A 21,500-nucleotide genomic window follows, 5' to 3' on the forward strand; every position below is an offset into this window, starting at 1 on the left:
TTTTAAAGATTGATAAGTAAAAAATATTAAATTTTAGATAAGAAACTTATTTTTGACTTGTTGAAATATTCAAAAATTCAAAATTTAAAGTAGCTAAAATACAATTTATTTTTAATTTTTTTGTAGATTTTCTTTTAAGGGGAAATTATATAAATTCAAGTATTTTTTGCAATAATCTTAGAAAAATAAGTTACATTAAGAATAGTTTTTAAAAACTTATTAATTAGAAATTTTATATAAATAATATTTTATTTTTTAAGCTTATTGAAGACAAATTTAATAATTAATATAAAAAGTAGTATTTTTACAATCAAAAATTTAAAAATAAATAATATAGTAGCAAAAGTATAAAATTAAATTTTTAAAACTTTTGATATTTTATTTACTTTGCAATTGATTAGAATTTTGTTAATATAGTTTCAAATAATATATAATTTAAATTGAAAATTATTTAAAGTTTGCATTTTTGCAAACTTTAATGAGATTAAGAAAAATAAGGTTTAATTTGCTCAACCCAAGCATCAATTCTTGATTCTGTTTGATCTTCTTGATTGTCATTGTCTAATGCAAGTCCTACAAATTTACCATCAACTACAGCTTCGCTTGCTTCAAAAGTATAACCATTAGTTGAAACTTCACCTACTAAATTCGCTCCAGCATTTTTTAAATTTTCGGCTAATTTTCCCATACCACTACAAAATGTGTCAGAATAACTTTCGCTATCACCCATACCAAAAACCGCTACAGTTTTACCTGAAAGATTTAAAGCTGAAAAATCAAAACTATCCCAATCATCTTGTAAATCACCACTTCCCCAAGTTGATGTTCCAAAAAGAATTTTATCATAAGAATTTATTTTATCAGCATCAATATCACTGATATTAAAAACATCATTAATTCCAAGTTTTGAAGCAATTGTATTTGCAGCACCTTCAGTATTTCCCATTGAGCTTCCATAAACTATTGCTATTGACATTTTATCTCCTTTAAAATTTTTAAATTATATATGGTATTTTATCATAATTTTGTTAAGTTTTTGAATATTAATATTAATTATTAATATTCAAAATTTTTTAATTCTTTACTTGTTCCAAGTAAGATTACAACATCGCCACTATAAGCAATAATTGTTTCAAGATCTGGCATTATTTCCCAAGCTCCATTTGATTTTTTATAAGCAATTATTTTCATATTTTGTGCTATATGCTTAAGTGAATTTCCTGCCATTTTATCATCTACTATCATTTTAATGGCACGTATTGTATTAGCAGATAAATCAAAAATTTCGAAATCTGTTGAACGTAAAAGAAATTCTTTTACAAGTCTTTTTGCGCTTTCTTTTTCTGGATATATAACTTTAGATGCTCCTAATTTAGAAAGAATTTGACCATGCATAGCAGAAGTTGCTTTTGCAATAATAGTATTTACTCCTATGTCTTTAAGAGCCATTAAGGTTAAAATACTTTTTTCAACATTTTCTCCAATACTTACAATAACAATTTCAGCTTCATGAAAACCAGCTTCTTTAAGAGCTGTGGTATTAGCAGAATCTAAAATATAAGCATAATTTGTAGAATTTTGGATATTTTTTAAAGCTTCTTCATCTTTATCTGCAACAATAACAGTATGCCCTTGAGAAATTAATTCTTCAGCAACAACTGAACCAAATTTTCCTAATCCAATAATCCCATAAGTAATATTTTTCATAAATTTATCCTTCCTTCTGGATATTTGATATACATAGTTTTATCTTTGTTAAATACAGAAAGTAAAAATGCAAAAACCCCTATTCTTCCACTAATCATTAAAATAATTAATATGATTTTACTTGGCTCATTTAATAAAGCACTTAAAGAAAGTGATCCCCCATCTCCCACTGAAACTCCGACCGTAGCAAATGCTGAAGAAGTTTCAAATAATAGGGCAATAAAACGTATATCTGGATTTAATAAAGAAAGCAAAATTACGCATACGATGATATAAACAGCTGAACCAATAGCAATAATAAAAGCTTTATTGATAGTTTCTTGTGGAATTTCATAATTAAAAATTCTTACACGACCATTTTTAATAGACCAATAAGCATAGATCAATAATACAACTATGGTAGTAACTTTCATCCCTCCAGCAGTTCCTCCTGGTGCTCCACCTATTACCATAAATAAAGAACCAAAAAACAAACTAGCATCTCTTAAACCACCTAAATCAAGCATTGAAAATCCTGCTGTTCTATAATTAATTGCTGTAAAGTATGAAGCAAGTAATTTATCAAAAAAAGAGAAATTTCCTATTGTTTTGGCGTTAGAGTATTCAAAAGTAAAGATGATAAAAGTTGAAAATAAAATTAAAAATATTGTTGCAATAATAACGATTTTGGCATGTAAGCTAAGATTTTGTAATCGTTTTTTTTGAAAAAAATAAAGTTCAATTAAAACAAAATACCCCAAACCTCCAATAATAATTAAGGTTGTGATAATAAAATTTATAGCCAAATCATTTTTATAATCTGCAAGCCCTGTTTTAATGATGGTGAAACCAGCATTATTAAATGCACTTATAGAGTGAAATAAACCAAACCATAAAGCTTTTAAAAAGTTCATATCTAGAGCAAAGCGTAAAGTTAATAATAAAGCTCCGCATAATTCTATAGCAATAATAAATAATAAAACTTTTTTAAAGAATTTAAATAAACCATCCATAGATGGGTAAAGCAAAGTTTCTCTTAATAAATTTTTACCGTCAAAACTTACTTTTTTTCTAATTAAAATATAAACTAAAAGTCCTATTCCTACGTAACCTAATCCACCAATTTGTATAAGAGTTAAAATAATAATTTGCCCGTAAATTGTAAAATCAGTTGCAATATTTTTAGTTACAAGCCCAGTCATACTAACAGCTGAAGTACTTATGAAAAAAGCATCTAAAAAACTGATAGGTTTTGTATGAGCCCAATTACACAATAAAAATAAAGCTCCTATCAAAGCAATAATAATATAACCAATTAATAATATTTTGAAAGTACGTCTATCAAGTCCGAATTGTTTCAATAAAACCTCATTTAAGTTTTAAATTTAATAAATCTTGTAATTCTAGCTTCTAAAACTTTAATAAAAATAAAAATAAAATTTAAAGTTATATTAAAGATAAAAAGATAGAATTACATTCTATGAAAAATTTTCGGAAATGGTTGGATAGCTCAGTCGGTAGAGCAGCAGACTGAAAATCTGCGTGTCGGCAGTTCGATTCTGCCTCTAACCACCATTTTTTTCTTCATATGTAAAAATATTCCTTTTCTTTATTTCTTAATAAATTTTTTAAGATATAAATTTAAATCATTTTATTTTTTATTGGTAATTTAAATAATTATAACACTATTTATTTTTATAAAATTTTTATTTTTCAAAAAAATAGAGACAAAAAGATAAGCAAGTAAAAATATTTTTTTGTATTACTAGATTTTTTTAATTTTTAAGAATTTATTATGTAGATAATTAATTTAAGTTTTAGTTAAAAATCTATTAGAGTTTCTATAATAAATTTATTTTACTAGCTGATAGAGAGATAGTGGTGGATTTAGCAGGACTCGAACCTGCGACCAACCGGTTATGAGCCGGTTGCTCTAACCAACTGAGCTATAAATCCGTTATTTTATTAAAAATGAAGTTGTAATTATAATTAAAATTTCTTAAAAATATTTTATTTTTTGATTTTTTGTGTCCAAAAAAATCTAAAAGTAATTAAATGTTGTAAAATTCCAAAAAAAACCATAAAGGTTGTAAAAGAGCTTCCACCGTGGCTAAAAAATGGTAAAGGAACTCCAACTACGGGAGCAAAACCTATAGTCATAGAAATATTAACCGCCGCATAGATAAAAATAAAAAGTGCTACAGCATTAATGGCCACTCTAGCAAAATAATCTTCTTTAAGTTTATAATTTAAGCTTAAAAGATGAAGTATAAGTAAAATATAAAGTATGATTAAGACAAGACCTCCTAAAAATCCAAATCTTTCTATCATATATGCAAATATAAAATCACTCGTAGAAATAGGCAAGAATTTAAAATGAGTTTGAGTAGCTTCTTCATAAGTTTTTCCAGTTAATCCTCCATTGCCTATAGCTATCATTGATTGAACAACTTGATAACTCGGTTTTTCTGATAAGAAATCGTGAATTCTTTGTTTTTGATACGGTTTTAAAAAATGAGTATAAATTAAAGGAGAACTTAAAGACAATGCTAAAAAAATACTAAGCCAAATTTTATAATTTACTCCAATGATAAAAAGTATTCCAAAACCAACTATAAGTAATATTGTAGCAGTTCCTAAATCCGGTTCTTTGGTAATAAGCAAAAAAGGTAAAAGTATATAAAAGCTTAGTTTTAAAAATTGCTTGACATTGTAGCCATTTCTTGATGGAGGATTTTGGTGGATAAGATAAGCAAGCATTAAAATAAAAAAAGGTTTAAATATTTCAGAAGGTTGAATAGTAAAATGCGTAAAGGGAATTTCAAGCCATCTTTTGGCTCCAAGTTTTTCAACTCCAAAAATATCTACGCTCAAAAGCAAAGCGATATTAAGCCAATAAAATACAGGTATAAGCCATATTAGCTTTCTAAGTGGCAAAAGAAAAAAAAAGCTAAAAGCTAAAAATCCTACACAAGTATAAATAAATTGTTTTTCAGCTAAAAAAGTATTTGCTTCAAATACAAGAAAAAATGATATTAGTATAATAGGCAAAATTAAAATAGGTTGAATATAGTCAAAATGTGTTAAAATACGTCTATCTAGTTTAAACAAAATTAGCCTTATAATTTTAATATATTGAATTATATGTTAAAATTCTTTAATTTTACAAAGGGTTTTAAAAAAATAATGCAAAATTTTTTAGTAAGCAATGATACTCGTTTGGATATTTTTCTAAGTAAAAGCTTAGAACAAAGTCGTAATCAAGTAGCTTTACTCATTAAAAATGGTTATGTTTTAGTTAATCAAAAAATTCAAACTAAAAATTCTTTCAAGCTAAAAATAGGAGATATAGTTGATATTAAAGAAGTAATTTTACAAGAAAAGAAACTTAAATATGAGATAGATTTTGATATAGATATTTTATATGAAGATGATGATGTAATAGTATTAAATAAACCTCCTTATTTAGTCGTCCATGGGGCAAAAAGTGTTAAAGAAGCTACTTTGGTTGATTGGCTTATGCAAAAAAATTATACTCTTTCAAATTTAGGAGGTGAGCTTAGAGCAGGTCTTGTACATAGATTAGATAAACAAACAAGTGGAGCGATAATTGTTGCAAAAAATAATTACTCTCATAAAATTTTAAGCGATCAATTAAAAGATAAATCTATGGGTAGAATTTATCTTGCATTAATTAATTTACCTTTAAAACAAGATAAAATAATAATAGAGAAATTTTTAATAAGATCTCCTAGCAATCCAATTAAGAAAATAGCTATAAATGAAGATTTGGCAGGTGCAAAAAATGCAAAAAGTGCTTTTGTTAATTTAATGATCAATGATGAATTTTGCTTAATTGGAGCGAAGCTTTTTACAGGAAGAACGCATCAAATAAGAGCACATTTAGCAAGTTTAAATCGTTATATTTTAGGAGATTATTTATATGGATATAAAGGAAAAGATGACTTAAGAGTTATGCTTCATGCTTATATTTTATATTTTATTCATCCAAGAACAAAGAAAATGTTATTTATTAACGCTCCTTTGATGGATGATTTTAAAAATAATTTATTGAAAAAATACACTTTAGGAGAATTAGATGAAAAAATTTCAGCTCAAACTTTATTTTCTTTGTTTAATTCTTTTGTTTGATATTATAAAAGCAAAAGAAGTTTTAATTAACGAATCTCTACCAAAAATAGAAAATTTAAAAAGTATTAGTGAAATGAGTAGTATAGGTTTTGAGTGGGATCCTTTATATGATCAAAATATAGCTGGATTTTATCTTTATCGTGCCAGCGATAGTGAACCAAATTTTAAAATTGTTGCTACAATTAAAGATAAATTTCAAACACATTTTGTTGATACAAAATTAGATCCAAATACTAAATATTTCTATAGCTTAAGAAGTTTTAATGATCAAGGTCATATTTCAGAAGAAGGTAAAGTAATAGAAGTTTATACTATGCCACGTCTTGAAAAAATTCCTTTTGCTGAGGCTATTACAAATTTGCCAAATCGTATTAAGCTTATTTGGCGTCCTCATCCTGATTTGCGTGTAAATTTTTATATTATCGAAAGAATGAAAGAAGGAGAAGGAGAGTTTAAAAAAATAGCAGAAGTTAAAAATCGTTTAAATGCAGAATATATAGATGATAATTTAAAGCCAAATGAAAATTTTACTTATAGAATTTTTGCATTAAGCTTTGATGGCGTAAAAAGTGAGCCAAGCGATATTTTAAATTCAAATTCAAAGGCTTTACCACCAGAGGTTACTTCCCTAAGTGCAAGTTTTGATCAGGTAAATAAAATTTTATTAAATTGGGATAAAAGTGATTATAAAGATTTTTCTTATTATAAGATTTATTCTACAAGTTCAAGCTTCTTACCTTATACTTTGCTTGCAAAAACTCAAGATAATAATTATGAAGATATAGTAAATGGAAAAAACAAAAGTAAGTATTATAAAGTAACTATAGTAGATAAAGATGGACTTGAAAGTCCTATGCCAAAAAATGCTATAGAGGGAAAAACTTTAGGAGACCCTTTGGCTCCAAGTATTATACTTGCACAAATTAAAGATGGTGCAATTGAAGTTGAATGGATAGATAATGATAATAGAGCAGTTGAATATATGGTAAAAAGATATGGTGGTGGTAGTACTGCTATTTTTAAAGGTCTTAAAGAAAAAAAACTTAGAGATATTAAAGCTTTACCAGGGGTAGAATATACTTATGAAGTTATTTCTATTGATAATCAAGGTTTAGAGTCTGAACCTTCTAAAAAAGTAAAAGCAGCTCAATAATGCCAAATTTTAAAACTAAAACAATTAAAGAATTAACGTTGCCTTTTTGTAGCAATGGAGTAGAATTTTTATGGAAAGCACATAATGAAAATATTATTTTAATTTTTACAAAAGTAGAAGAAGAAAGTTTTTTTTTACAAATCAAACAAGATGATAAAAATTTTATCATTAAAGCTGACAAGCATTCTAAACCATCTAAAATAACGTATGTACAAAAGGCTTTATTATGTTTTAAAGAAAATTTTTGCAATGATATTGTGAGCGAATCTTTTGCTTTTAAAAAAAATGCTTTAGATAAAAAAATTCCTTTAATAGCATATGATTTTAATGAAGTTTTTGAAAAATTACAAAATTATAAGAAAATTTATATAGAAATAGGTTTTGGCTCAGGAAGACATTTGCTTTATCAAGCTAAAACCCATCAAGATGTTTTGATTTTAGGTATAGAAATATATATCCCAGCTATAGAGCAGGTTGCTAAACTTGCTTTAAGTCAAGAAATAAATAATATTTTATTGATACAAAGTGATGCAAGATTATTATTAAGTGTTTTACAAAAACAAAGCATTGATAGGATTTTTTTACATTTTCCTGTTCCTTGGGATAAAAAACCACATCGTAGAGTAATGAGCGAGGCATTTTCTAAAGAATGTGCTAGAGTGCTTAAAAGCAAAGGGACATTTGAACTTAGGACGGATAGTTATGAGTATTTTAAATATAGTTTAAATATTTTTTTGGAATTTATAAGTCCAAAATTTACTATAAAAAAGAATGAAGATTTAAAAATTTCAAGTAAATATGAAGACAGGTGGAAAAAACAAAATAAAGATATTTATGATTTGATTGTTTGTGATCTTAATTTTTGTGAACAAGAAAAAAATATTATAGATTTTGATTTAAAATCAATCTATTTTTCCAAAGAACAATTAAATTCTTTAAATGTTTTTAAAAATAAAACATTTAAATATAAAGATTTTTTTCTTCATATTGAAAATTTTTATTCTACTTTAAATGGTTTGGTTGTAAAAATAGCCTTTGGAGCTTTTAATAAACCAGAACATACTTATATTTTTTTAGGAGATGAGTGTTATTTTGTATTTAAAACTCCTTTTAAAACTTTAGAGAATTTAAAAGCCATAGAAGAATTTAAAAAAATAATTTATCATAAAAAATAAATTATTTTCTTGAATTTTAAGTGAAAATAAAGCAAAATGTTTTATTCGAATTTTTTATTTTTAAGGAAAATTAATGTCTGACCTTATAAAAGCACAAAAATTATCTTTGGGTTATGATGAGTTAGTGATTAAAGAAGCAAGTTTTGCTTTTAAAGATGATGACTTTGTTTTTATTACAGGTAAAAGTGGAAGTGGTAAAAGTACGCTTTTAAAATCATTTTATGGAGATTTAGATTTGCTTTCAGGTCAGCTTGAAATTTGCGGAAGTAGTATGAAAAAAATAGGAAATTTAGAACTTTTAAAATTAAGACAAAAAATAGGTATTATTTTTCAAGATTATCGCTTAATTAAAGAATTTAGTGTTGAAAAAAATGTTATGCTTCCTCTTATGATAAAAGGTTATAGTAAAAAAATATGTCAAGAACAAGCAACTAAACTTTTAAAGCATGTAAATTTGACTTTTAAAGCAGATAAAAAACCAGATCAACTTTCAGGAGGCGAACAGCAACGTGTTGCTATGGCAAGAGCGTTGGCTCATAATCCTAAGCTTTTGCTTTGTGATGAGCCAACTGGAAATTTGGACGAGTATTCATCTGATATTATTTGGACTCTTTTAAAATCAGCTAGAGAGCTTTTAGGAACTTGTGTAGTAGTTGTTACACATAGAATCCCAAGTAATTTAAGGCTTAATTACAGAAGATTTAATATAGAAAATGGAAAAATGAATGAAATTTTTTAAAACACACTTATCTTTAATATTACCTTTACTTTTTATGATGTTTGCTTTTGAGTTTATTTTGTTAACTAATGCTACTTTAAAACATTATGAACAAGTTTTAAACAAAGAATACAATATTATAGTAACTAGTTCAAATGAATTAAGTCAGAATTTGATTAAAACCAAAATTACATCTGTGATATCAGTAGAAGCTTTAGATCCTAAAAAACTTATTGAGAGACTTAAAAATGATATTTCAGATAAAAATTTAAAAACTTTAAGAGCTTCTTTGCCAAAATTTTATACCCTTAAGCTTGATTATCTTCCAACTCAAGAGGAATTAGTGCAAATTAAGACCAATCTTTTAACAATACCTGGAATTAATAAGGTTGAAACTTTTTCAAAGACCCACGATAAAATATATTCTTTGCTTGTTTTTATTAAAGTGATATTTTGGTTTTTTATGTGTATTATTATCTTGCTTTCATTTGTGTTATTTTTAAAACAAATGAGAATATGGCTTTATGAGCATACACAAAGAGTTGAGATTATGTGTTTATTTGGTGCGCCATTTTGGTTTAGATCTTTTATGCTTTATAAAATTGTTTTAATTGATTGTTTAATTGCATATTTAATTTTGCTTATATTTTTTACACAAATTTATAATTTTTCATTTATACAAGAAAGTTTAAATTCTATTGACCTTATTTTACCTAAAATTAATTTTATTTTACATTTAAGCGGAATTTTTATTTTTACTTTGTTAATTTGCTTAATTTGTGTTAATTCTGTAATGTTTAAGGTTAAAAAATGAAAAAAATCTTTTTTCTTTTTTTTTGTTTTTTAAGTTTATTTGCTAATGAAATTTCAGAAAAAACTAAAAATTTAGAAAGCAATAAAAGAATTCAAGAACAACTTAATAAAAAATTAGAAGATTTAGCAAATGATATTTTAAATGGAGAAAAAAAATTAAAAGAACTAAATAATCAAATTCAAACCTTAAGTTTGCAAACAAATAAATTAGAAGCTAATGCTAAAACACAAAATCAAGAGCTTCAAACTTTAGCTTCTCAAAACAAAGAATTACTTAAAAGTAAAGCTTTAATGGAAAATAAACTTATAGTTTTAATGGCTAAAGATTTTGCCTATGATTTACCTATTCCACAGGGTTATATAGAGAGCCAAGAAAGCTTTATGGCTTTTGAAGTTTTAGGAGGACTTGATAAAGTTTTAGGTGAAGAGATCTTTAAACTTTCAAAAGATTATGAAGATGTAACACGTCTTATTGATGATAAGCAAGCTCAAATTCAAAAAATTAATCTTAGTCTTAAAGATTATAATGAACAAATTACTAAATTACAACTTCTAAAACAAAATCAACTTAATGAGATTAACAAACAAAAAACAGATAGAAGTATTTATGCTAAAAAATTAGATGATTTGCAAGCTCAACAAGAAGAATTAAGAAAAACTTTAAATCAATTAAAAATTATCCAAAGTAAAAAACAAGAAGAAGCAAATGATAATAAGTTAAAACCTTCAAATAATAATCAGCAAGCTATCAGACAACTTGGCTCAAGTTATCAAGGTGGCAATATTAAAAAATATACTGGAAAAAAAACTATAGCTCCTTTAGACTCTTTTACTGTAAAACAAAAGTTTGGTAATTATTTAGATCCTATATATAATATAAAAATTTTTAATGAAAACGTTATATTAAGAAGTACAAAAAGTGATGCAACGGTTCGAAGTGTTTTAGATGGCAAAGTTGTATTTGCTAAGGATACTTCTATGCTTCAAAGGGTTGTTATTATAGAACATAGTAATGGTATTCATACTATTTATGCACATTTAGACAAAATAGCGCCAACAATCAAAGTAGGAAAAAATGTTAAAAAGGGTTCGGTTGTTGGGAGAATTAAAAATGATTTAACTTTTGAAGTTACTCAAGAAAATTTCCATATTAATCCGTTAGAGCTTATTAGTTTAAATTAGCTAATTTTAATAGAAGTTAAAATATAATTTTATAAGTTTAAGGAGGAAAAATGCATCAAGATAAAAAAAGAGTTTTAGTAAAATTTTCAGGAGAAGCTTTGGCTGGGGAAAATGGCTTTGGAATTGAAAATTCTATTTTAAAATTCATTGCTGCAGAAATTAAAACTTTAATTCAAAATCAAATTGAAGTTGGTATTGTTATAGGTGGAGGCAATATAATAAGAGGTGTTTCTGCATCAAAAGGTGGTCTTATTAAAAGAACAAGCGCTGATCATATGGGAATGCTTGCAACGGTTATTAATGCTATTGCAATTCAAGAAGCGTTAGAAAGCTATGGACTTGATGTTAGAGTTCAAAGTGCTATACAAATGGAAGCTTTTTGTGAAACTTATATCATGAGAAGAGCTCAAAGACATTTAGAAAAAGGTCGTGTTGTAATTTTTGCTGCAGGAACTGGAAACCCTTATTTTACTACCGATACAACTGCTATTTTAAGAGCTGTTGAAATTGATGCTCATATGGTTATTAAAGCTACTAAAGTTGATGGAATTTATGATAAAGATCCAAATAAATTCGAAGATGCAAAATTTTTAAATACTCTAAATTATGATGAAGCAATGCAGGATAATATAAAAGTAATGGATGATACTGCAATTGCTTTAGCAAAAGATAATGCTTTACCTATTGTAGTGTGCAATATGTTTAAAGAGGGAAATTTGTTAAAAATAATACAAGGCGATACTAGTCTTTGTTCTATAGTAAAAAATTAAAGGATAAAAATGTTAAGGATTGAAGAAATTACTGCCAAAGCTTTAAAAAAGATGAATAATGATCGTTATAGACTATCTTTAGTTGTTGCAAAAAGAGCGGAACAATTAGCTAATGGTGCTACTTGTTTAGTTGAACTTGATAAAAATAAAGTAAAATTAACAGATATTGCTTTATATGAAATTGCAAATGATAAAATTACCTTAGAGGGTTTAGTTGAAGTTAATTGATGAAGAATTACTACTTGAAAAACTAATAGAACAAGTTAAAAATTGTAAAAATCTTGAAGAAGCAAAAGAGCTTCTTTATGCTATTTTTAAACCTGATTCTATATTGGAAAAAGCAGTAAATTGTTGTATCACTTATCATAAAGGGCAAGTACGAAAAAGTGGGGAACCTTATGCTGTACATCCTATTTTGGTAGCTGCTTTGGTAGCTTTTTTAAGTGATAATAAGTCTTGTGTAATTGCTGCTTTACTTCACGATGTGATTGAGGATACTTACTGCACAGAAGAAGAATTAGAAGAAAAATTTGGTTCTGAGGTTTTAAAACTTGTTTTAGGGCTTACTAAAATTATTGAGATTAGAGAAGATAATCTTATTAGTTCAAAATCTAAACAAAATTTAACTAAATCAGCTTTGACATTTAGAAATATGCTTTTAGCAGGAATTGAAGATGTTGGAGTCTTGGTTGTAAAGCTTTGTGATAGACTTCACAATATGCTTACTCTAGATGCTTTAAGAAGTGAAAAGCAAAAAAGAATTAGCGAAGAAACATTAGTTGTTTATGCTCCTATTGCTCATAGACTTGGAATTTCAAGTATTAAAAATCATCTTGAAGATTTAAGCTTTAAATATTTAATGCCAGATGAATATAATCAAATTAATCGCTATATTAATTCTAATAATCAACATATGCAACTTGGTCTTAATGAATTTATTTCTAAAATAGAACTTTTATTTTTAAACAATGGTTTTAGACAGGGAAGTTTTGAAATTCAAAAACGCATTAAACATAGTTATTCTATATATCTTAAGATGCAAAGAAAAGGTATAGGTATTGAGGAAGTTTTGGATTTATTAGGTGTTAGAATTTTAGTAGAAAAAGTAAGTGATTGTTATCTTGCTTTGGGGATTTTACATACACATTTTAATCCTTTAATTTCTCGTTTTAAAGATTATATAGCTTTGCCAAAACAAAATGGATATCAAACATTGCATACAACTTTGTTTGATACAAAAAATATTATTGAAGCACAAATTAGAACTTTTGATATGCATAAAATTGCAGAATATGGAATAGCAGCTCATTGGAGATATAAAGAGGGAAATGTAGCTGTGCCTAAACTTGATTGGATAAATGATCTTTCTTCAAATGAAGTTTTAAATTCGCAAGATTATAGTGCAATAGAGCTTTATGAATATGCTAAAGATAGCTTATATGTTGAAGATATAGCCGTTTATTCTCCTAAAGGAGAAATTTTTACTTTACCACGTGGAGCAACTGCTCTTGATTTTGCTTATGAAATACATACTAAAATAGGACTTCACGCAAAAAGTGCTTATGTAAATCGAATCAAGGTTCCGCTTTTAACAGAACTTAAGAATGGGGATATTGTTCATATCATAACAAGTGATGAAAAATTTTATCGTTGTTCTTGGATAGATAGTGTAAAAACTGGAAAAGCAAAAGCTAGTATAAGGGAATTTTGTAAACAAAAATCAAGAGAAATTAATCTTATTAATGTAATTAATATTTTATGTTTTATTTTTGGAACTTCTAAAAATCAGATTGAAAATTGGATTGAAAAAGAGAATCTAAAAAGAAGGATAAGACAAGCTTCTAATGATAAAGTATATTTGCAAGATATTGTTAATGGGCTTAAAAAATATGCAAAAAAATCTTATTGGTTTGATAAATACGAGATTAAAGAGCAAAAGATAGGGAATTTTATTCTTTATTCAAATCATAAAATTTCAAATATAGAATTTGACTATTGTTGCCATCCAAAATATGGAGACTCTATAATGGCTTTTGTTCATTCTGGAAATGCTATGGTTCATCATAAATTTTGTGAAAGAGCTGATAAGATGCTTGAAGAAAATAAAGATATGGTTTTTATAAAATGGGATGCTAAAATTCCAAAAAGTTATAAACTTCTCTTTTCTTTGGAGAATAAAAAAGGTGCTTTAGCTGAATTTTTGGCTTTACTTGCTAAAATGCAAATAAATTTATTAAAAATTAATTTATTTAATGAGAAAAGTTCTATTGTAGATTATTTTGAAATTATAATAGAATTTTTAGATGATATTAATCCTGAGCTTATAAAAGATAGATTAAAAACTCATTGTAAAATTTTAGATTTTGTATCTTTAAATGATGCATATAAAGAAAGTTGGTGTATATAGTAAAGGATAAAAATGGATATAGTAAATATTTTAGCCGAGATCAAAAGAGGATGTGCTGAGATTATTGATGAAGAAAAAATAGAAAATTTAATTAAAAATTATTATGAAAAAGGCGAAAATTTTTTTATCAAAGTAGGTTTTGATCCAACTGCTCCTGATTTGCATTTAGGTCATAGTGTAGTTTTAAATAAAATGGCTTTTTTACAAAAACATGGAGCTATAGTGCAGTTTTTAATTGGTGATTTTACGGGGCAAATTGGCGATCCAAGTGGTAAAAATGCTACTAGAAAAAAACTGGATAAAGAACAAGTTTTAAAAAATGCAAAAACTTATGAAGATCAAGTTTTTAAAATTTTAGATAAAGATAAGACTCAGATTCAATTTAATTCTGTTTGGCTAAATGAACTCGGAGCAAGTGGATTGGTTGAACTTACTTCAACTTTTAGTGTAGCTAGAATGCTAGAAAGAGATGATTTTACCAAACGCTTTAAAGAGCAAAGTCCTATTAGTATTTGTGAGTTTTTATATCCTTTGCTTCAAGGTTATGATAGTGTTGTACTTAAAAGTGATATAGAAATGGGTGGAACGGATCAAAAATTTAATCTTTTAATGGGAAGAACATTGCAAAGAATTTATAATACAAATAAAGAACAAGCTATTATAATGATGCCTCTTTTAGAAGGCTTAGATGGCGTTAATAAAATGAGTAAAAGTTTAAATAATTATATAGGTGTTACAGAAAAAGCTAATGATATGTATGCTAAAATTTTAAGTATTAGTGATGAACTTATGTTTAGATACTATGAGCTTTTAAGTCAAAAAAGTTTAGCTGAACTTGATACCATAAAAGAAAATATTAAAAATAATAAACTTCATCCTAAAGTAGCTAAAGAAAATTTGGCTTTAGAAATAGTGGAACGTTTTCATTCTAAAGAACAAGCAAATAATGCAAAGATAGAATTTGATAAAATTCATAGTTTTAATGCTTTGCCAAGTGAAATTGAAGAATTTGAGTTTAAAGGAGAAAGTATTTGGCTTGCCAAGGCTTTGGTATTTTGTGGCTTAGAAAATTCAACTTCTTCAGCAAGAAGAAGTATATTAGCTAATTCTGTAAGTATTAATGGCAATAAAACCAAAGAAGAACAAATGCAACTTTATAAGGGTGAATATATTATACAAATTGGTAAAAGAAAATTTGCGAAGTTAAAGGTAGTTCAATGAGTTTTAAACCTTTAAAAATAGGAAAACATACTATAAAATACCCTATATTGCAAGGTGGTATGGGGCTTGGTATAAGCTGGGATAGGCTGGCTTCTGCAGTATCTTTAAATGGGGGACTTGGAATTATTTCATCCGTTGGAACAGGATATTATGGGAATTTGCAATATGTAAGCAAGGAATTTAATTCAAGACCTTATGGAAGTGAAAATTTTTATTCACGTAAAGGCTTGCAAGCATTAATTGATAATGCTAGAAAAATTTGTAAAGATGCACCTTTAGGGTGTAATATACTTTATGCTAGCAATGATTATGCTAGAATTGTGCGTGATGCTTGTGAAGTCGGTTTTAATGTTATTATTTCAGGAGCAGGTCTTCCTACAAATTTACCAGAATTTACTGCAGATTTTCCAGATGTAGCCCTTGTTCCTATTATTTCATCTGCTAAGGCTTTAAGGATTATTTGTAAAAGATGGCTTGGGCGTTATAATCGTTTGCCAGATGCTGTTATTTTAGAAGGACCAAAAAGTGGAGGACATCAAGGTTTTACTTACGAGCAATGTTTAAATCCTGCTTATAAACTTGAAAATTTAATTACTCCTGTATTAGAAGAAGTAAAAAATTGGGGTTCTTTTCCTGTTATAGCTGCTGGTGGAATTTGGGATAAAAATGATATTGAAAAAATGCTTTCTTTAGGGGCAAGTGGGGTTCAAATGGGGACAAGGTTTATTGGGACCTTTGAATGTGATGCAAGTGATGAATTTAAAAAAGTTTTACTTGAATGCAAAGAAGATGATATTAAACTTATAAAATCTCCTGTAGGCTATCCAGCAAGAGGAATTCAAACTAATTTGCTTGATTTGGTTGAAAAAAGAATGGGACCAAAAATTAATTGCGTAAGCAATTGTGTTTCTCCTTGTGAAAGAGGTAAGGAAGCTACAAAAGTAGGGTATTGTATTGCTGATAGGCTTTTTGATGCTTATTATGGAAAAAAAGAAACGGGATTGTTTTTTACAGGAGCTAATGGCTATCGTTTAGAAAAATTAATAAGTGTTAAAGAACTTATAGATAAACTTGTTAATGGGGAATAATGCCTAAAATTTTAGTATTATTTTTTATTTTTGTTAATTTTTGTTTTGGTGCTTTTGAAAACGAATTATCAAATTTTGATAAAAATTTTATTAATGCAAACAATCAAGAACAAGTTAAATTTCATCACCAGCTTAAAAGTCTTTATATACAAAGCGTAATACAAGATGATGAAAAATCTAAAATAGAAGTTTTAAAACGTTTAATCATTAGTTCTAATGCTCTAAATTTAGATGATAAGTCTTATGCTAATGAATTAGAAGAAAGCGGAGTGAAACAAAATGTTATTAATGCTTTAAGAGAAGTCATTATAAAACTTAAAGATGAAAAATCTAAAACATCAACAAAGGTAAGTTCTAAAAACGATACTCAAATTATTCAAGCATCAAATTCTTTAAATAAAAAAAATAAAGAAGAACAGGCTAAACCAAAGCAAATTAAGCAAAATGAGATTGAAGATCAAGATAAAAAAATAATAGATAAAAATTTAACAAAAAATATCAATCAAAATAAACAAGATACTAATTCTCAAAGTGATATTAAAAAGGATAAAATTTATATTTTATCTTCAAAAAAGAATGATCAAGGTGTTGAATTAAGTCTTAATTCAAATTTAAAAAAGGAAGATATTAAAAATTTTATTTTAGATGAAAAAAATAATTTTCGTTATATTATTGATTTTGGAGCTATTTTAGAAGGTGGAAGAAAAAAATATGATTTTAATGATTATAGTATAGTAATTTCTCAATATAATCCTAAAATAACGCGTATTGTTGTTTATGCTAAAGAGAGATTTCCTATTAATTTTAAGCTTGATGAGAATAAAATAAGTATTTTAGCAACACAAAAGAAGCAAGAAAAAAAGAAAAATTCTATTCAAGAAAAAAGTAAACAAGAAAATATTATAGATAAAAAAATAAGCAAACAAGAAGTAAAATCTCGGACTACGGAAAAAAAACAAATTCAAAATATAAATGAGAAAAAAAATCAAAAAGAAGAAACACTTTATGTTTTAGATGTGGATAAAGTTTTAAATGGAGTAGTTTTAAATTTAAGTAAAGATGTTGATGAGAAAGAAATTAATTCTTTTAGTTCAAAAGAACAAAATATTTTTAGACATATTATAAGTTTTAAAGGTGTTTTAGAAGGATCGCGCAAAAGTTTTAGTTTTAAACAAAATACAATTACAGTAGCACAATATAATCCTAAAACTATTCGTATAGTTTTAAGTGGACCAAAAGAATTTCAATTTACACAAGATGTAAGTGATAAAACTTTAATGATAGCTTTTCAAGATTCAAAAAATACTACAAAAATTAATTCTAATAAGAGTGCTTTAAATTCAAATTTTAGATCTAAAAAACTTATAGTAATTGATGCAGGACACGGAGGCAAAGATAGTGGTGCTTTAAGTGATAAAGCAGGCACTTTAAAAGAAAAAAATATAGTATTAGATACAGCTTTAAAGCTTGGCAATGAACTTAAAAAAAAGGGTTATAAGGTTCTTTATACTAGAAGTACAGATAAATTTATCAATCTAAGAGATAGAACTAAATTTGCTAATGATAAAAAAGCTGATTTATTTATATCAATCCATGCAAATGCAGCTCCTAATGCTAAAAAAGCTAAAAGTGCTGAAGGGGTTGAAACTTTCTTTTTAAGTCCAGCAAGAAGTGAAAGAAGTAAAAAAGCTGCTGAAAAAGAAAATCAGGGAGATTTTGAAGAAATTAATTATTTTTCAAAACAAAGTATCTTAAATTTTTTAAATCGTGAAAAAATTATAGCGTCAAATAAATTTGCTATTGATGTTCAAAAAAATATTCTTTCTCAAGTAAGAAAAAAATATAAAGTTGTTGATGGCGGGGTAAGAGAGGCTCCTTTTTGGGTTTTAGTTGGGGCGCAAATGCCAGCAATTTTAATTGAAATAGGCTATATTACTCATCCAAATGAAGGTAAAAGAATAGCAAATAAAAATTTTCAAGATACTTTAGCTAAGGGAATAGTGGATGGAGTGGAAAGTTATTTTTATAACAATCGTTAAAGAATATGAAAAAAGCTAATATTATTTTTAAAGATAATACTCCTTTTTCTTTAGATTTTGATGATTTTTATTTTAATTCTAAAGATGGCTTAAATGAAAGTAAATATATCTATAGCGAAGCTTTTGAATTTACACAAGAAGATAATTTTGTAATTGCTGAATTAGGTTTTGGTATAGGCTTAAATTTTTTTCTTACTTTAAAAAGATTTTTAAAATCCACAAAAAGACCTAAAAAACTTTTTTATATTAGCATAGAAGGTTTTTATATAGAAAAAGAATTTTTAAGAGAAATTTATAAAAAATTAGGATTTTATGATGAATTTAAAGAGTATTTAGAAGAATTTTTGAAATTTTATCCAAAATGTAAAAAAGGGTATTATCGTTTTTATTTTAAAGATTGTTTTTTAGATCTTGTTTTTAGTGATATTAATGTTTTAAACGATCTTGAGTTTAAAGCAGATGTTTGGTATTTAGATGGTTTTTCTCCTAATAAAAATAAAGAAATGTTTGATGAAAAGCTTGTATTTAATATGGCAAGATTATCAAATTTTAAGGCTCAAGTTTGCACTTTTTCTGCTTCAAGCTTTTTAAGAAAAAACCTTGAAAAATTTGGCTTTGAAACAAAAAAAGTTGCTGGTTTTAAAAAAAGAGAAATGCTTAGAGCTTTTTTTAAAGGATATTTAGTTAAAGATAAAGAAGCTTATTTTGCCAAAATAGATCAAAAAGCAAAAAATAAAAAAGTTGCAATTATAGGATCAGGCATTTGCGCTGCATTGCTTGCTTATGAGCTTAGTTTAAGAGGATTTGATATTAGCATTTTTGAAAAACATTCTTCTTTAGGTTGTGGCGCAAGTGGCAATGAAAGTGGAATTTTAAGCTCTTTAATCTTAAAACCTAATGTTTCTTTAGGAGAATTTTCCCAAGAATCTTTTATTGAAGCAAGTCGTTTTTATAGACAAATTCTTAATTTATCTTTTGATGGGGTATTTGAATTTGCTCATAATGATTTAATGAAGCAAAGATTTTTAAGTCAAAAAAATAACCCTTTATTTGCTATAAAAGATAATCAAGCTTTTTTAGAAGATGGTGGCGTTATAGACCCTAAAGAAATTGTAAAAACACTGTTTGCAAAAAGCAATGCTAAAATTTTCTTTAATCATCAATTTATAAGTTATGAATATGCTAATGATCTTTTTTCACTTCAATTTAAAGAAGCTGAAAAGAAAGATGGTTTTGGAATTTTAATTTATGCTTTAGGCTCAGATGCTAAAGATTTTATAAATTATGATGGGATGAATTTAAGCAAAGTTAGAGGTCAGGTTACTCATTTAAAGCCTGTTTTAGATATTAAATATTCTTTATCTTCAAAAGGTTATATTTGTCCTATAAAAAATGATATACAAGTAATTGGAGCAAGTTATGATCGCTTAGATGATAACTTAACTCCTAAAGATTTAGATGATAAAGAAAATATAGAAAAAGTCAGCGAATTTTTAAAAGATAAAAACATTGCTATTATTGGTTCAAAAGTAGGTTTTAGATCTTATTCAAGTGATAGGTTTTGTATAGTAGGAGCTGCTTATGATGAGCAGTTTTATAAAATAAATTATAAAAATTTGTTATGGACTAAAAACAAAGAGCAAAATTTTGGAAAGAATATTCCTAATCTTTATTTAAATTTTGCACATGGATCAAGAGCTTTTGGAACAAGCATTTTAGCTGCTAGGTATATTTGTTATCTAATCAATAAAGAGCCTTTAGGTTTTTTTAAAAAATTTGTTCCTGATATACATCCTGCAAGATTTTTGATTAGAAATCTAAAAAAAGGTTTATTATAAAATTAGTATTTAATTTACAAAATATTATAAATAATAAATCAAAATTTAACTTTAATTTAAATTTCTTTATTTTATTATACATTCATAATAAAATAAATTTACCATGCAAGGAATAAGGATGATTGATTATAAAAAAATTGATTTCCGTTTAAAAATGCTTGAAAAACTCCCTTCTTTAAAAACTAATGATTCTATAGTAAATGCTTTAGAAAAATCAGGTTTTACTAGAAGAGATTTTATGAAATGGGCAGCAGCTATGACAGCTTTTTTGGCGCTACCAGCAAGCTTTACTCCTGTAGTAGCTCGTGCTGCTGAATTGGCTGATAGACTTCCTGTTATATGGTTGCATATGGCAGAATGTACAGGTTGTTCAGAGAGTTTATTAAGAACGGATACACCAACTATTGATAGTTTGATTTTTGATTATATTTCTTTAGAGTATCATGAAACTATTATGGCAGCAGCAGGTTGGCAAGCTGAAGAGAATTTAGAAAATGCTATTGTTAAATATAAAAATAAATATATTTTAATGGTAGAAGGAGGTATTCCTTCCGGAGACACAGAGTATTTTTTAACTATAGGCCCAAAAGGAAAGAGTGGATTTGAAATAGCAAAAGAAGCAAGTGAAAATGCTTTAGCTATTTTTGCTATAGGAACATGCTCATCCTTTGGAGGAATTCAAGCAGCAAGACCAAATCCAAGTAATTCTAAAGCTTTATCGAAAATAACAAATAAAACTGTTATTAATATCCCTGGTTGCCCTCCTAGTGAAAAAAATATTGTAGGAAATGTTTTACATTATATACTTTTTGGAGAACTTCCATCTTTAGATGTTTATAATAGACCAAAATGGGCTTATGGTTTAAGAATTCACGACCTTTGCGAAAGAAGAGGGCATTTTGATGCAGGTGAATTTGTCCATTCTTTTGGAGATGAGGGTGCTAAAAATGGTTATTGTCTTTATAAAGTAGGTTGCAAAGGACCTTATACTTTTAATAATTGCTCAAGAGAAAGGTTTAATCAACATACTTCATGGCCTATTCAAGCTGGACATGGTTGTATAGGTTGTTCAGAGCCTGATTTTTGGGATACTATGGGGCCATTTGAAGAACCTATGGCAAGTCGCAAATTTGATACAGTATTTGGTTTAGGTGCTGATAGTGTTTCTGATAAAATTGGTATAGGGGTTCTTACTCTTACAGGTGTTGCAATTGCGGCACACGCTATTATATCTTCTGCACAAAAAGACAAGGAATAA

At 26.7% G+C, this 21,500-nt stretch carries 18 protein-coding genes and 2 tRNA genes; 15 read left to right on the forward strand and 5 right to left on the reverse strand.

From position 1 onward, the window contains the following. Window positions 1-484: 484 nt before the first annotated feature. The 3 genes from fldA to JG677_RS02145 all read right to left on the reverse strand — a co-directional run bounded on the left by fldA (window position 485) and on the right by JG677_RS02145 (window position 3,047). Window positions 485-976, reverse strand: a complete 492-nt coding sequence (gene fldA / locus JG677_RS02135; protein ID WP_200284908.1) for a flavodoxin FldA — start codon at window positions 974-976, stop codon at window positions 485-487. A gap of 80 nt (window positions 977-1,056) precedes the next feature. Further along, window positions 1,057-1,707, reverse strand: coding sequence for a potassium channel family protein (locus tag JG677_RS02140; protein ID WP_200170119.1), 651 nt, complete (start codon window positions 1,705-1,707; stop codon window positions 1,057-1,059). Next, window positions 1,704-3,047, reverse strand: coding sequence for a TrkH family potassium uptake protein (locus JG677_RS02145; protein WP_200170118.1), 1,344 nt, complete (start codon window positions 3,045-3,047; stop codon window positions 1,704-1,706). The genes JG677_RS02140 and JG677_RS02145 overlap by 4 nt, the downstream gene beginning before the upstream one ends. Window positions 3,048-3,185: 138 nt before the next feature. Between JG677_RS02145 and JG677_RS02150 the strand changes: the two genes are divergently transcribed. Further along, window positions 3,186-3,261 (forward strand) — tRNA-Phe (locus JG677_RS02150). 304 nt (window positions 3,262-3,565) lie between these two features. Here JG677_RS02150 and JG677_RS02155 read toward each other — a convergent pair. Further along, window positions 3,566-3,642, reverse strand: a tRNA-Ile gene (locus JG677_RS02155). A 54-nt stretch (window positions 3,643-3,696) separates the two neighbouring features. Beyond that, window positions 3,697-4,797: an FtsW/RodA/SpoVE family cell cycle protein gene (locus tag JG677_RS02160; RefSeq protein WP_200170117.1), complete on the reverse strand. Its 1,101-nt coding sequence runs from the start codon at window positions 4,795-4,797 to the stop codon at window positions 3,697-3,699. 75 nt (window positions 4,798-4,872) lie between these two features. Between JG677_RS02160 and JG677_RS02165 the strand changes: the two genes are divergently transcribed. The 14 genes from JG677_RS02165 to JG677_RS02230 all read left to right on the forward strand — a co-directional run bounded on the left by JG677_RS02165 (window position 4,873) and on the right by JG677_RS02230 (window position 21,500). Beyond that, complete coding sequence (locus tag JG677_RS02165; protein ID WP_200284909.1) at window positions 4,873-5,838, forward strand: RluA family pseudouridine synthase; 966 nt, start codon at window positions 4,873-4,875, stop codon at window positions 5,836-5,838. Continuing rightward, window positions 5,786-6,991: a fibronectin type III domain-containing protein gene (locus JG677_RS02170; protein WP_200284910.1), complete on the forward strand. Its 1,206-nt coding sequence runs from the start codon at window positions 5,786-5,788 to the stop codon at window positions 6,989-6,991. Before JG677_RS02165 ends, JG677_RS02170 begins: the two co-directional genes overlap by 53 nt. After that, complete coding sequence (trmB, locus tag JG677_RS02175; RefSeq protein WP_200284911.1) at window positions 6,991-8,166, forward strand: tRNA (guanosine(46)-N7)-methyltransferase TrmB; 1,176 nt, start codon at window positions 6,991-6,993, stop codon at window positions 8,164-8,166. Before JG677_RS02170 ends, trmB begins: the two co-directional genes overlap by 1 nt. A gap of 73 nt (window positions 8,167-8,239) precedes the next feature. Beyond that, a complete protein-coding gene (locus JG677_RS02180) occupies window positions 8,240-8,905 on the forward strand; it encodes a cell division ATP-binding protein FtsE (protein ID WP_200170113.1) in 666 nt (221 codons plus the stop codon). Continuing rightward, entirely contained in the window at window positions 8,892-9,698 is an 807-nt protein-coding gene (locus JG677_RS02185) for an ABC transporter permease (RefSeq protein WP_200284912.1), read from the forward strand. Before JG677_RS02180 ends, JG677_RS02185 begins: the two co-directional genes overlap by 14 nt. Further along, a complete protein-coding gene (locus JG677_RS02190) occupies window positions 9,695-10,879 on the forward strand; it encodes a murein hydrolase activator EnvC family protein (protein WP_200170111.1) in 1,185 nt (394 codons plus the stop codon). Before JG677_RS02185 ends, JG677_RS02190 begins: the two co-directional genes overlap by 4 nt. Window positions 10,880-10,929: 50 nt before the next feature. Beyond that, window positions 10,930-11,649 (forward strand): UMP kinase, encoded by a 720-nt coding sequence (pyrH, locus tag JG677_RS02195; RefSeq protein WP_200170110.1) that lies wholly within the window; start codon window positions 10,930-10,932, stop codon window positions 11,647-11,649. 9 nt (window positions 11,650-11,658) lie between these two features. Continuing rightward, window positions 11,659-11,877: a DNA-directed RNA polymerase subunit omega gene (locus tag JG677_RS02200; RefSeq protein ID WP_200170109.1), complete on the forward strand. Its 219-nt coding sequence runs from the start codon at window positions 11,659-11,661 to the stop codon at window positions 11,875-11,877. Beyond that, window positions 11,864-14,056, forward strand: a complete 2,193-nt coding sequence (locus JG677_RS02205) for a RelA/SpoT family protein (RefSeq protein ID WP_200284913.1) — start codon at window positions 11,864-11,866, stop codon at window positions 14,054-14,056. Before JG677_RS02200 ends, JG677_RS02205 begins: the two co-directional genes overlap by 14 nt. 12 nt (window positions 14,057-14,068) lie before the next feature. Continuing rightward, on the forward strand, window positions 14,069-15,277 hold the full coding sequence (tyrS, locus tag JG677_RS02210) for a tyrosine--tRNA ligase (protein ID WP_200284915.1): 1,209 nt from the start codon (window positions 14,069-14,071) through the stop codon (window positions 15,275-15,277). Beyond that, a complete protein-coding gene (locus tag JG677_RS02215) occupies window positions 15,274-16,365 on the forward strand; it encodes a nitronate monooxygenase (protein WP_200170106.1) in 1,092 nt (363 codons plus the stop codon). The genes tyrS and JG677_RS02215 overlap by 4 nt, the downstream gene beginning before the upstream one ends. Next, on the forward strand, window positions 16,365-18,404 hold the full coding sequence (locus JG677_RS02220) for an N-acetylmuramoyl-L-alanine amidase (RefSeq protein WP_200284917.1): 2,040 nt from the start codon (window positions 16,365-16,367) through the stop codon (window positions 18,402-18,404). The genes JG677_RS02215 and JG677_RS02220 overlap by 1 nt, the downstream gene beginning before the upstream one ends. Window positions 18,405-18,409: 5 nt before the next feature. Then, window positions 18,410-20,242 (forward strand): bifunctional tRNA (5-methylaminomethyl-2-thiouridine)(34)-methyltransferase MnmD/FAD-dependent 5-carboxymethylaminomethyl-2-thiouridine(34) oxidoreductase MnmC, encoded by a 1,833-nt coding sequence (gene mnmC / locus JG677_RS02225; protein ID WP_200284919.1) that lies wholly within the window; start codon window positions 18,410-18,412, stop codon window positions 20,240-20,242. Between the two features lie 118 nt (window positions 20,243-20,360). Then, a complete protein-coding gene (locus JG677_RS02230) occupies window positions 20,361-21,500 on the forward strand; it encodes a hydrogenase small subunit (RefSeq protein WP_200170103.1) in 1,140 nt (379 codons plus the stop codon).

Origin of the sequence: Campylobacter sp. TTU-622, from assembly GCF_016598965.1 — a bacterium.
Lineage (GTDB): Bacteria > Campylobacterota > Campylobacteria > Campylobacterales > Campylobacteraceae > Campylobacter_D.